Raw genomic sequence first — 12,458 nt, forward strand, 5'->3', positions numbered from 1 at the left:
CAGCGCAAGGGCCGGGTCTTCCTGCTGTACCACTCGGGCACAGGGACCAACTGCGTGGTCACCCTCAAGGACACCGCGGTCGGCGCGAAGTCCGCAGCGTCGGCGTACCTGGAGGTGCAGGGTCGGGCCCGCAGCACTGACAGCGGGTCCTTCGACTACTACGCCGGGCCGGTGCGGGCCACCGCCGCCGGGACGTGCGTCAAGTGGGGCGGCACCACCGGCGGCGTCAGTTACGGCAGCGGGTTCGAACACTGCGACTGACCGCCGCGCCGGCAGTGCAGCGGGCCGGGGTCGCGCGCCGCCTTCGGGTGGGGGAACTGGGCGCTTCCCCGCAATGGAGGCGGAACGGACTTTCGATCTTCGGCAGGGTCGGGGCGACGTGCCCGGGCCCGAAGGATGAGAACTAAGGTACGGGCATGTCCGTAGACGGGTGGAACACGGTCCTGGTGCTCGGCGGTATCCGGTCCGGCAAGTCCGAGTTCGCCGAGTCCCTGGTCAGCGACGCGCCGGTGGTCCGCTACGTCGCCACCGCGCCCGAGGGCGACCCGGAGGACACCGAGTGGGCGACCCGGCTGGCGGCGCACCGCGCCCGACGGCCGGGCAGCTGGACCACCGAGGAGACCACCGAGGACCCGCGCCGGCTGGCCGACGTGCTCGAGTCCGCCGAGCCCAACGAGTTGTTGCTCGTCGACGACCTGGGCGGCTGGGTGACGGTGCTGCTCGACCCGGACCACCAGCCCGCCGACGACGTGGCGACCATCGCCGAGCTGGCCGAGGCGATCCGCGGGTGTGCCGCCCGGGTGGTGCTGGTGAGCCCCGAGGTGGGGCTGTCGCTGGTGCCGACCACCCCGCTGGGCCGGGCGTTCACCGACGCGTTGGGCGCGGCCAACCGTGCGGTCGCCGACGCCTGCGACGCGGTCGTACTGGTCGTCGCCGGTCAGCCGGTCTGGCTCAAGTCGCCCGCCACCGCCACCGCCACCGAACCGTCTGCTCCCGCCACGGTGACCGCGTCGCCGACCGCAGCCGCGGCACCGGTCGTGGCGAGCCTGGCCGACACCGAGCCCACCCCCGAGGTGCAGCTCCCCGACGTGCTGACCCCCACGCCGCCGGCCACCCCGACCGCGGAACCGGGCAACCCCTGGGCCGCGCCGACAATGGCGCTGCCGATGGTGTCCACCGGGCTGGTCATCCAGCCCGGCATGGAGCTGCCCATGCCCGACGAGTACGCCGGCCCACAGGCGGTCGACCGACTGGCCACGCTGGACGTACCGGGCGCCGGGCTGGGCGTGTTGGACCGGGTGGTGGGCTTCGCCGCCGCCACCCAGGGCACCTCGACCCCCGCCGCCTGGGGCTCAGCGCGGGTGCTGCTGCTGCACGGCGACCACGCCGGCGGGGCGGCGGCCGGCACCGTCGCCGGTGAGTCGGCACGCCGCGCCGCACAGGCCCGCGCCGGTCAGGGCGCGTTGGCACGGCTGGCCGCCGAGAGCGGCGCGAGTCTCCAGGTGGTGGACACCCCGGCCTCCGCGCCGATCGAAGACCAGCAGGCCCTCGCGCCGGAGCAGGTGGAGTCCGCGCTGCGTTACGGCTGGCGGTTGGCCGAGCAGGCCGCCGACGCCGGCGTACAACTACTGGTGCTCGCCGCGTGCGGCGCCGGCACCGAGGCGGCGGCCGCGGCGGTGCTCGCGGCGACCGCGGGCGCGGAACCGCCCGCCGTGCTGGGTCGGGTGATCACCGACTCCGGCGAGATCGACGACGCGGCGTGGATGATCCGCTGCGCGGCGGTGCGCGACGCGCTGCACCGCACCCGACGCTCGTCTCGCGGCGCGAAGGACATCCTGGCCGAGTTGGGCGGCGGCGACGTGGCGGTGGCCACCGGCGTACTGCTCGGCGCCACCGCCCGCCGGGTGCCGGTGCTGCTCGACGGTCCGGTCGGGTTGGCCGCCGCCATGGTGAGCCGTGACCTGGCCGGGCAGGCCCGGCACTGGTGCCTGCTGGCCGACCACGGCGGGCACCCGGCCGTGCGGCTCGCCGCCGACGTGCTGGGCCTCACCCCGCTGCTCGACCTGCGGATGGATCTCGGCGAGGGCGCCAACGCGCTGGTCGCGCTACCGCTGCTGCGCTCGGTGCTGGCGTTGTCCGCCGCGCTGCCGGTGCACCCGTCGCTGGGCGGCACCGACGACACCGACCCGCCCGCCGACGAGCCGGAGTCCACCGACCCGAGCTACGCGGACCCGGATCTCACCGAGCCCGACTCGACCGAGCCCGACTTCGCCGAGCCGGTGCCGGCCGGGCCGGGCCCGGCCAGCACCGGGGTGGACGAGCAGCCGGCGTCGGGCTGGCGTGCCGGCTGAGCCACGGCTGCTCGCGGGAGCCCGGCTGGCGGTCACCACGTTCACCACGCTGCCGGTGCGGGCCGGGCGCATCGACCGATCCGTCGCGGGCACGGCGATGGCCCTCGCCCCGGTGGTCGGCGCGCTACTCGGCGCCCTGCTGGCCGGTGTGCTGCTGCTGGCCGGGGCGCTCGCACCGCCGCTGGTGGCGGCCGGCGTCACCGTCGGCGTCGCCGCGCTGCTCACCCGAGGGCTGCACCTGGACGGGCTGGCCGACACAGTTGACGCGCTCGGCTCCTACCGGCGGGGCGCGGCGGCCCTGGAGATCATGAAGAAGCCGGACGTCGGCCCGTTCGGAGTGGTCGCCCTGGTGGTCGTACTCCTGGTGCAGGCGGCGGCGCTCGCCGACCTCGCCGGTCGGTCCTGGCCGGCGTGCCTCGCGGCGGTGGTCGCGGCGACCGCGGCCGGGCGGCTCGGTGTCACGGTGGCCTGCCGGCGGGGCGTGCCGGCGGCCCGGCCCGACGGGCTGGGCGCGCTGGTCGCCGGCACGGTCGGCCCGGTGGCGGTGGCCGCCGGCGCGGTCGCCGTCGTGCTGCTGGCGGTGCCCGCGGTGCCGGGCCGTCCGTGGCAGGGGCCGCTGGCCGTCGTCGCCGCGACCGCCGTCGCGCTACCGCTGCTCAACCACGTGGTACGCCGCCTCGGCGGGATCACCGGCGACGTCCTCGGCGCGACCGTCGAGGTGGTCACCACGCTGGTCTACCTGGGTCTGGTGCTGTCCGGCTGAACCGGGCCCGGCGGGCCGGGTAGCGTTCGGCTCGACAACACCGGCGCGGCCACCGGGGGAACCCACAATGCTCATCACGGACGACTTCCTGCCCGTTCCGGTGCCGGAGTCGCTCAGCGCGACCTACCTGGTGCCGATGGCGGGGCTACCGAAGGTCAGTGCGAAGACCGCGGTGGCGGCCCTGACCGGCCGACTGGCCGAGCCGGTGCACGGGCTGGCCCGGCAGATGCTCGACAGCCCGCTGATGAGCGTCGACACCCGGCCGATCGCCGAGTTCCCCGAACTGCCACCGGACCTGCTCACCGCGTTCGGTGCCACCAAGGAGCAACTGGACCGGCTGGCGGCGGCGACGCACCTGGTGGTCGTACAGGCCGAGTACCGGCCCGGTTGGCCACCCGCGCACGAGTGGGCCGCGCGGGCGGTCGCGGCAGCCGTGGCGGAATCCGTCGACTGCGACGTGGTGGACGTCTTCGGCCTCCAGTTCCTCGACCCGGCGACCGCGCTGCGCTCCCTCCCCGACGAGCAGGGCCGGATCCGACTTGTCGACTGGGTGCTGGTGCCGTACTCGTCGGACACCGAGGGCCTGTGGTTCACCACCAAGGGGCTGCGCCGCTTCGGTCTGCTGGAGTTGCAGACCCAGGGGGTTCCCGACCACCTCACCCGGGCCTGGGGTGCGGTGATGACCGGGGCGGCCCGCCGACTGCTGCGGGACTGGACCGACGGGCTCACCGGCGAGGAGGTGCCGGCGTTCGTGCAGCTCCCGGTGCTGGCCACGGTCACCGGGCACGACATCGCTGTGGCGTACGGCAACCCGGAGCAGCACGGCGCCACCGCCCCGGTGCTGCTGCGCCTCGAACTGGACCCGGCGACCGACCCGGAGGCCGACTCGTTCCTCAGCCTGCGCCCGCCGGCCGGGCACCCCGGTCCGGACGGGCGCTACTACGCCGCCGCCTGCGCGACCCTGTTCTCCGGCATCCAGCCGGACGTGCGCTACGCCCGCTCCGGTGACGCGATGAGCCGTGCGGTCGCCACCGCCCGGGCCGCGCTGGATGACGCTCGGGCCCGGTTCGTCGCAGGGCAACTCCCCACGGAGTCACAACTGGTGGTGAAGTACGGCCTGCCCGGAGACGACGGCCCGGAGTACGTCTGGGCGGGCGTCACCTCGTGGGAGACCCCGGAACGCATCGTCGGCGTGAGCGCCAGCGACGCCAACACCGACCAGAGCGTCCGCATCGGCGGCCCCGTGGTCGTGGAGACGTCCGACGTGGTCGACTGGGCCGTCCTGGACGCCACAGGCGTCATCGAAGGCGGCTGGACCCAGGCAGTCCTGGACTCCGGCGAACCCCCAACCCCCAAAACCCCCTAACCCCACCCAGCCCCAGCCCCAGCCCCAGCCACGTTGATCATGAAGTTATTGTCATGGCTGCCGGCGTGTCGTAGCAATAACTTCATGATCAACAACATCTGGGGCCCGGGGCGAGGCGATCCGGGTTACTTCACTGAGGGGTTTACGAAGGGGGGTTTGGTCAGGGTCAGGGGGGCTCGGCGGCCTCGGATGTCGATCTCGACCTCGTCGCCGTCGGTCAGGTTGGCGTCGGTGTCCAGCAGGGCCAGCGCGATGCCCTGCTTCCTCGTCGGGCTGAAGGTGCCGCTGGTCACGGTGCCGACCTGGGTGTCGCCCACGTGCAGGGTCATGCCGGGCCGCGGGATCGCCCGGTCGACGGCCACCAGGCCGCGCAGCGTACGCCGGGGGCCGGCGGCCTTCTCGGCGAGCAGCGCGTCGCGGCCCCAGAAGGCCGGCTTGTCCCAGCCGACCGCCCAGCCGGAGCGGGCCTGCACCGGGCTGATGCCCAGGGAGAGGTCCTGCCCGTGCAGCGGGTACCCCATCTCGGTCCGCAGCGTGTCCCGGGCGGCCAGCCCGCAGGCACGCAGCTCGAACGCCGCGCCGGCGGCGAAGAGCGCATCCCAGACGGTGACCGCGTGCTCCGCCGGCACCACCAGCTCGTAGCCCAGCTCACCCGTGTAGCCGGTACGGCAGACGGTCAGCTCCACCCCGGCGAGGCTCGCGGCGGAGAAGCTCATGTAGCCGTGCTCGGTGGACAGGTCCAGGGCGGCCAGCAACTCGGCCGAGCGCGGGCCCTGCACGGCCAGCACCGCGTACGCCTCGTGCTCGTCGGTGACTGTCACCTGTGCGGGAGCGGCGGCGCGCAACCGGCGCACCACCTCGGCGGTGTTCGCCGCGTTCGGAATGAGGAAGACGTGGTCGTCGGCATAGAGGTAGGCGATGATGTCGTCCACCACACCGCCGGTGGCGTCGTCGCAGCAGAGCGTGTACTGCGCCCGGCCCGGGCCGATCCGGCCCAGGTCGTTGCTGAGGCAGGAGTTGACGAAGTCGGCCGCGCCGGGGCCGCTCACCCGGGCCTTGCCCAGGTGTGACACGTCGAAGACCCCGACCGCCGTACGCACAGCGGTGTGCTCCTTGAGCACCCCGCCGCCGGCGTACTCCAGGGGCATTTCCCAGCCCCCGAAGGGGGCGAACTTGGCTCCGGCGGCGGTGTGCCGCTCGTGCAGCGGGGAACGGCGCAGCCGGGTCGCGGCAGCGTCGGAGGTCACGTCGGTCATGGGTGGCAACTTACCGGGGGCAACGTCGCTGGTTAGCATCGGCGGGAGCCCGCTGGCGCTGTCGGCGGGACAGCCATGACGTCCGGCGGGTAGGTTCCGCCGGAGACCTTCACCGCTGGTACGCGACGCCGCGACCGGCCCGGCCCGCCCGGAGTAGCTTCAGTGACTTCACCCCGCACCACCAACCTGAGCCTGGTCGACACCGACCCGGCGGAGCTCGCCGTCGACGCGATCGTGATCGGCGTGCACAGCCAGACCGGAGAGCAGGGCGCCACCAGCGGCCTCGCCGGCACCCTGCTGCTCGCCAGCGGCGCCGAGAGCATCGCTGCCGCGTTCGACGGCAAGCTGACCGAGACCCTCGCGCTGCTCGGCGCGACCGGCGGGCCGGGTGAGGTGATCAAGCTGGCCACGCTGGGCACCGTGACCGCCCCGCTGGTCACCGCGGTCGGGCTCGGCCCGGAGCCGTCGGGTGCCGCCCCGGCCCCGGAGACGCTGCGCCGGGCCGCGGGTGCGGCGATCCGGGCCCTGGCGGGCGCACCCACTGTCGCGCTGGCGCTGCCGCTGCCGGACGACGCGGACGCGTCGGCCGAGCTGCGCGCGGTCGCCGAGGGCGCGCTGCTGGGTGGGTACCGGTTCCCCGGCTACAAGACCCGGCCCCAGCCGACCCGGCGCGAGCCGGTGGCCGAGGTGCTCATCGCGGTGCCGGACGCCGCCGACGCGAGCGCCCAGGCGGAGGTCGTCCGGGCGCAGGCGGTGGCGGGCGCGGTCCGGCTCAGCCGGGACTGGGTGAACACCGCGCCGAACGAGCTGCGTCCGCCGTCGTTCGCCGACGCGGTCGCCAGCGCGGCGCGCGAGGCGGGCCTCGGCGTCGAGGTGCTCGACGAGGCGGCGCTGGCCGCTGGCGGGTACGGCGGCATCGTCGCGGTCGGGCAGGGCTCGGAGGCCCCGCCGCGGCTGGTGAAGCTGACCTACACCCCGCAGGGCGGCGGCAACGGCAAGCGGGTCGCGCTGGTCGGTAAGGGCATCACCTTCGACACCGGCGGCATCTCGATCAAGCCGGCGCAGGGCATGTGGGAGATGAAGTCCGACATGGCGGGCGCCGCCGCGGTGGGCGCGGCCATGCTGGCGATCGCCGCGCTGAAGCCGACGGTGGCGGTCAGCGCGTACCTGCCGATGGCGGAGAACATGCCGTCGGGCACCAGCTACCGGCCGGGTGACGTGATCACCATGTTCAACGGCAAGCGGGTCGAGGTGCTCAACACCGACGCCGAGGGCCGGATGATCCTGGGCGACGCCATGGCCCGTGCCTGCGCGGACGGCACCGACTACCTGTTCGAGACCTCCACCCTGACCGGCGGCCAGGTCATCTCGCTGGGCAAGCGGATGGCCGGCGTGATGGGCACCCCGCAGCTGTGCGACCGGGTGAAGGTGGCCGGCGACGCCGTCGGCGAGCCGGCCTGGCCGATGCCGCTGCCCGACGACGTCCGTAAGGGCATGGAGTCGGATGTGGCGGACATCTCGCAGGTCAACGCCGGGATGGACCGGGCGGGTCACATGCTGCAGGGCGGCGTGTTCCTGCGCGAGTTCGTGACCGACGACGTGGCGTGGGCGCACATCGACATCGCCGGGCCGGGCTACCACTCGGGCGAGCCGTTCGGCTACTGGACCAAGGGCGGCACCGGAGTTCCGGTCCGCACGCTGGTGCAGCTCGTCGAGGATGTCGCCGCCAACGGCTGACGGAACGGAAAGCGAGGGGCCCCCGGTCGACGCCGGGGGCCCTTTCGCTACCGCTCGGGGCGACGTTTGCGGCGTTCGTTGAAGTCACGCATCCGCTGCGGGTAGCCCATCAGCCGGACGTCGTAGACCGGGATGCCCATCCGGTACGCGAAGCGCCGGGCTCCGTCCGGGCCGTCGATGCGCCGACGGGTCCACTCCCCGTCGTCGGCGATCAGGATGACGGTGGTCTCGGTCACCGTCGTACGCGGTTCGATGTACGCCTCGACGCCGCGCCGACTCCGGATGAAGTTCTCCAAATGGTCCAGATCCCCACGACTGGCAGCACGGTCATGGCTCGGCACAGCCGCCTGTTTGCGGCGCCGGAACAAGCCCACCGGTTCTCTCCCCCACCGAGCGTCATCGACAACGGTGCCAAGGGTACGTGTCGATGACGTGTCGTTGGGCACCTCGGTACGCACCCTGTGCCCAGTGGTGACAAGATGACCGAGGTGGGGTGTGTCCGTGTTACACCTCTGTGACCCCCGATGCAGCGACGCGACCTGGGAGTTGGACGTGAGCGAGCCGAACGAAGCGACCTTCGACATTGTCATTCTCGGAGGTGGCAGCGGCGGCTACGCGACCGCGCTGCGCGCCGTCCAGCTGGGCCTGAAGGTCGCGCTGGTCGAGAAGGGCAAACTCGGCGGCACCTGCCTGCACAACGGCTGCATCCCGACGAAGGCTCTGCTGCACGCCGCCGAGATCGCCGACCAGGCCCGTGAGTCGGAGCAGTTCGGGGTCAAGGCCGAGCTGATCGGCATCGACATGGCCGGGGTCAACTCGTACAAGGACGGCGTGATCGCCCGCCTCTACAAGGGCCTGCAGGGCATGTTGAAGGGCAACAAGGGCATCACGATCGTCGAGGGTGCCGGCAAGCTGGTCGGCAAGAACGTGGTCGAGGTGGACGGCAAGCGCTACACCGGCCGCAACATCGTCCTGGCCTCCGGCTCGTACGCGAAGAGCCTGCCCGGCCTGGAGGTCGACGGCGAGCGGATCATCACCAGCGACCACGCCCTCACGATGGACCGGGTGCCGTCGTCGGTGATCGTGCTCGGTGGCGGTGTGATCGGCGTCGAGTTCGCCAGCGTGTGGAAGTCCTTCGGCGTGGACGTGACGATCGTCGAGGCGCTGCCCCGGCTGGTCGCCGCCGAGGACGAGGAGTCGTCCAAGGCGCTGGAGCGGGCGTTCCGCAAGCGGAAGATCAACTTCAAGGTCGGCAAGCCGTTCGAGAAGGTCGAGAAGACCGAGGGCGGCGTCAAGCTGACCATCCAGGGCGGCGAGACCGTCGAGGCGGAGCTGCTGCTGGTCGCCGTGGGTCGCGGCCCGAACACCGCCAACCTCGGGTACGAGGAGCAGGGCGTCACGATGGACCGCGGCTTCGTGCTGACCGACGAGCGGCTGCGCACCAGCGTGCCGAACGTCTACGCGGTCGGCGACATCGTGCCCGGCCTCCAGCTCGCGCACCGCGGCTTCCAGCAGGGCATCTTCGTCGCCGAGGAGATCGCCGGCCAGAACCCCGCCGTGATCGACGAGGTCGGCATCCCGCGCGTCACGTACTGCGACCCGGAGCTGGCGTCGGTGGGCCTCACCGAGGCAAAGGCCAAGGAGCAGTACGGCGCTGACAAGGTCAAGACGTACAACTACAACCTGGGTGGCAACGGAAAGAGCCAGATCCTCAAGACGACCGGCTTCGTGAAGCTGGTCCGGGTCGAGGACGGCCCGGTCGTCGGCGTACACATGATCGGCGCCCGGGTGGGTGAGCTGATCGGCGAGGCGCAGCTCATCTACAACTGGGAGGCGTACCCGGCGGAGGTCGCCCAGCTCGTGCACGCCCACCCGACCCAGAACGAGGCCCTGGGCGAGGCGCACCTGGCCCTCGCCGGCAAGCCGCTGCACGCGCACGCCTGATCATCCACAACCGCGGCGTCCGGCGACGGGCGAAGATCCCACCAGGGGAATGAAGGAGTCTCAGAACATGCCGGTATCGGTCACCATGCCCCGGCTCGGCGAGAGCGTCACCGAGGGCACCGTCACTCGCTGGCTCAAGCAGGAGGGCGACACGGTCGAGGTCGACGAGCCCCTGCTTGAGGTCTCCACCGACAAGGTCGACACCGAGATCCCGTCACCCGCTGCCGGCGTGCTGAGCCGGATCGTGGTCGGCGAGGACGAGACCGCCGAGGTCGGCAGCGAGCTGGCCGTCATCGCCGGTGAGGGCGAGTCGACCGGCGGCGGCGAGGCAGCCCCGCAGGAGCAGGCTCCGGCCGAGTCGGTCGAGCCGGCCGCCGAGCCGACGGCCGCCGCCGAGGGCACCGCCGACGAGGTGGCCCAGGACGAGGCCCCGGCCGAGGCTCCGGCTCCGGCCGCCGCCTCCTCGGGCGAGGGCACCGCGGTGAAGATGCCCGCCCTGGGCGAGAGCGTCACCGAGGGTACGGTCACCCGCTGGCTCAAGCAGGTCGGCGAGACCATCGAGGTCGACGAGCCGCTGCTGGAGGTCTCCACCGACAAGGTGGACACCGAGATCCCGTCGCCGGTAGCCGGCACGGTGCTGGAGATCAAGGTCGCCGAGGACGAGACCGCAGCGGTCGGCGCCGACCTGGCGATCATCGGCGCTGCCGGCGGGGCCCCCGCCCAGGCGCAGCCCGAGCCGAAGCCCGAGCCGAAGGCGGAGGCCAAGCCGGCGCCGAAGGCCGAGCCAAAGCCGGAGCCGAAGGTCGAGGAGCCGACGCAGGGCGCCTCGTACAGCGAGCCCGCCGCGGAGACCGAGAGCTCGGCGCAGCCGGCGAAGACCGAGCAGGCCGCGCAGCCGGCCGCGTCGACCTCGGCGCCGGCCCGTCCGTCCGCTCCGGCGCCGGGCGCCGGCGAGGAGGCCGCCGGGTACGTGACCCCGCTGGTGCGCAAGCTGGCCAGTGAGCACGGCGTCGACCTGGCCGCGCTCAACGGCACCGGCGTGGGTGGTCGGATCCGCAAGCAGGACGTGCTGGAGGCGGCCGAGAAGGCGAAGGCCGCCAAGGCCGCGCCAGCCCAGGCTGCTCAGCCGAGTGCCGCGCCGTCGGCCGCTGCGGCGAAGCCAGCCGTCAAGCCGGAGCCCAGCGCGAAGCGGGGCACCACGGAGAAGCTGCCGCGGATCCGGGCGACCATCGCCAAGCGGATGCAGCAGTCGCTGCACGAGACGGCGCAGCTGACCACTGTCGTCGAGGTCGACGTCACCAAGGTCGCCAAGCTGCGGACGAAGGCCAAGGACTCGTTCCTGGCCAAGCACGGCGTGAAGCTGTCCTTCCTGCCGTTCTTCGCCCTCGCCGCCATCGAGGCGCTGCAGACCCACCCGATCATCCAGGCCAGCATGGACCTGGAGGGCGGCACGATCACCTACCCGGCGGCCGAGCACCTCGGCATCGCTGTGGACACCGAGCGCGGTCTGCTCGTGCCGGTCATCCACAACGCCGGTGACCTCAACATGGGCGGCATCGCCAAGCGGATCGCCGACCTGGCCGAGCGCACCCGGGCCAACAAGATCACCCCGGACGAGATGGCCGGGGCGACCTTCACGCTGACCAACACCGGCAGCCGTGGCGCCCTCTTCGACACCCCGATCGTGCCGTCGCCGCAGTCGGCGATGCTCGGCACGGGTGCCGTGGTGAAGCGTCCGGTCGTGGTCAACGACCCGGAGCTGGGCGAGGTCATCGCGGTCCGGTCGATGGTCTACCTGGCCATGTCGTACGACCACCGGCTGATCGACGGCGCCGACGCGGCCCGCTTCCTGACCGCGGTCAAGGAGCGGCTGGAGGGCGGCAACTTCGAGTCGGAGCTGGGCCTGGCCTGATCCGCTGAACGACGAGAGGGCGCCCCGGTCATCGACCGGGGCGCCCTTCCCGCTCTGGTGCTCAGCTCTTGAGCAGGGCGGTGGAGACCTGCCAGAGCCGCTCGGCGGCCTCCGGGTCCAGCGCGTAGTCGGCGACCCCGGTCCGCTGGCCCGGTTGGGCGGGGGCGGCCTCCTGGCAGTCCTCGAAGTAGCGCCCACCCACCTCGTCGAGCAGCGGTGACGCGGCGACCAGCACGGAGGTGGCGGCGCCCTGCTCGACGGTCTTCCAGGCCGCCGCGTTGCCCGACCGCATCCGGTCCAGTTCCTCCTTGCTCACGTAGCGCTGCAGGTTGGTCTGGATCGCGCCGGGCATCAGCGAGTTGGTGTAGATGCCGTCGTCGGACCAGCGCCGGGTCGCTTCCACGGCGAAGAGCACGTTCGCCGTCTTGGACTGCCCGTACGCCTGCCACGGCTCGTACTCCCGCTTGTCGTACTGGATGTCCTCGAAGACCACCGGTGAGCGCAGGTGGGCGGCGGAGCTGACCGAGACGATCCTGGCCCCGTCGCCGGACGCGAGTGCCGGGCGCAGCCCGTTGGCGAGCGCGAAGTGCCCCAGGTGGTTGGTGGCGAACTGCATCTCCCAGCCCTGCGGTGTGCGGGACAGCGGTGCCGCCATGATCCCGGCGTTGTTGACCAGGATGTGCAGGGGGCCGTCCCAGTTGGCCACGAAGTCGGCGATCGAATCCTGGTCGGCGAGGTCGAGCGGGGCGACCAGGACCCGGTCGTTGCCGGTGGTGCCGGTGATGTCGTTGGCGGCCTGCTGACCCGCGTCCGGGTTCCGGACGGCCAGCGTGACCTCCGCGCCGGCGCTGGCCAGGGCGCGGGCGGTCTCCACGCCGATCCCGGAGGACCCGCCGGTGACGATCGCCCGCCGCCCGACGAGGTCCACGCCCCGGATCACGTCCATAGCGGTGGAGTGATGGGCGAACGAAGTGGTGATCGGGTTGTTGGTCGTCATTGTCCATCCTTGTCCGGGGTGGGCGGACCGACCGGCCCGCTGCGGGAGGCCGTGTGGCCCCGATGCTTCCCCGACCCGGGCCGGAGGTAACGCCGAGCCCGTCACCCTCGCCGTTCGGGCCTCCGACCAGCC

Annotated in this window: 9 protein-coding genes; 6 read left to right on the top strand and 3 right to left on the bottom strand. The window is 72.8% G+C overall.

Annotated features, from left to right (window positions below; genetic code table 11):
- Positions 1-416: 416 nt before the first annotated feature.
- From AB0B68_RS12385 to AB0B68_RS12395, 3 genes are all read left to right on the top strand, one after another.
- Positions 417-2,351 carry a bifunctional adenosylcobinamide kinase/adenosylcobinamide-phosphate guanylyltransferase gene (locus tag AB0B68_RS12385; protein WP_357259694.1) on the top strand — a complete coding sequence of 645 codons (1,935 nt, stop codon included), beginning with the start codon at positions 417-419 and terminating at the stop codon, positions 2,349-2,351.
- Positions 2,341-3,114: an adenosylcobinamide-GDP ribazoletransferase gene (locus AB0B68_RS12390; RefSeq protein ID WP_357259698.1), complete on the top strand. Its 774-nt coding sequence runs from the start codon at positions 2,341-2,343 to the stop codon at positions 3,112-3,114. The genes AB0B68_RS12385 and AB0B68_RS12390 overlap by 11 nt, the downstream gene beginning before the upstream one ends.
- A 67-nt stretch (positions 3,115-3,181) precedes the next feature.
- A complete protein-coding gene (locus AB0B68_RS12395; RefSeq protein ID WP_357259701.1) occupies positions 3,182-4,480 on the top strand; it encodes a DUF2314 domain-containing protein in 1,299 nt (432 codons plus the stop codon).
- A gap of 125 nt (positions 4,481-4,605) precedes the next feature.
- Here AB0B68_RS12395 and gcvT read toward each other — a convergent pair whose 3' ends face one another.
- On the bottom strand, positions 4,606-5,736 hold the full coding sequence (gcvT, locus tag AB0B68_RS12400) for a glycine cleavage system aminomethyltransferase GcvT (protein ID WP_357259704.1): 1,131 nt from the start codon (positions 5,734-5,736) through the stop codon (positions 4,606-4,608).
- A 162-nt stretch (positions 5,737-5,898) separates the two neighbouring features.
- Between gcvT and AB0B68_RS12405 the strand changes: the two genes are divergently transcribed.
- Positions 5,899-7,473, top strand: coding sequence for a leucyl aminopeptidase (locus AB0B68_RS12405; RefSeq protein ID WP_357206167.1), 1,575 nt, complete (start codon positions 5,899-5,901; stop codon positions 7,471-7,473).
- A 47-nt stretch (positions 7,474-7,520) separates the two neighbouring features.
- On the opposite strand, the gene AB0B68_RS12410 is transcribed toward AB0B68_RS12405, so the two are convergent.
- Positions 7,521-7,847, bottom strand: a complete 327-nt coding sequence (locus AB0B68_RS12410) for a hypothetical protein (protein ID WP_355007761.1) — start codon at positions 7,845-7,847, stop codon at positions 7,521-7,523.
- A gap of 178 nt (positions 7,848-8,025) precedes the next feature.
- Between AB0B68_RS12410 and lpdA the strand changes: the two genes are divergently transcribed.
- Both lpdA and sucB read left to right on the top strand, forming a co-directional pair.
- The gene (lpdA, locus tag AB0B68_RS12415; protein WP_357206165.1) at positions 8,026-9,417 is read left to right on the top strand and encodes a dihydrolipoyl dehydrogenase; all 1,392 of its coding nucleotides are present in this window, start codon (positions 8,026-8,028) and stop codon (positions 9,415-9,417) included.
- 67 nt (positions 9,418-9,484) lie between these two features.
- Positions 9,485-11,329: a 2-oxoglutarate dehydrogenase, E2 component, dihydrolipoamide succinyltransferase gene (gene sucB, locus AB0B68_RS12420; RefSeq protein ID WP_357206163.1), complete on the top strand. Its 1,845-nt coding sequence runs from the start codon at positions 9,485-9,487 to the stop codon at positions 11,327-11,329.
- Positions 11,330-11,390: 61 nt separating this feature from the next.
- Here sucB and AB0B68_RS12425 read toward each other — a convergent pair whose 3' ends face one another.
- Positions 11,391-12,326 (bottom strand): SDR family NAD(P)-dependent oxidoreductase, encoded by a 936-nt coding sequence (locus AB0B68_RS12425; protein ID WP_357259707.1) that lies wholly within the window; start codon positions 12,324-12,326, stop codon positions 11,391-11,393.
- Positions 12,327-12,458: the final 132 nt, after the last annotated feature.

This window comes from Micromonospora sp. NPDC049049 (assembly GCF_040649115.1).
Classification (GTDB): Bacteria; Actinomycetota; Actinomycetes; order Mycobacteriales; family Micromonosporaceae; genus Micromonospora.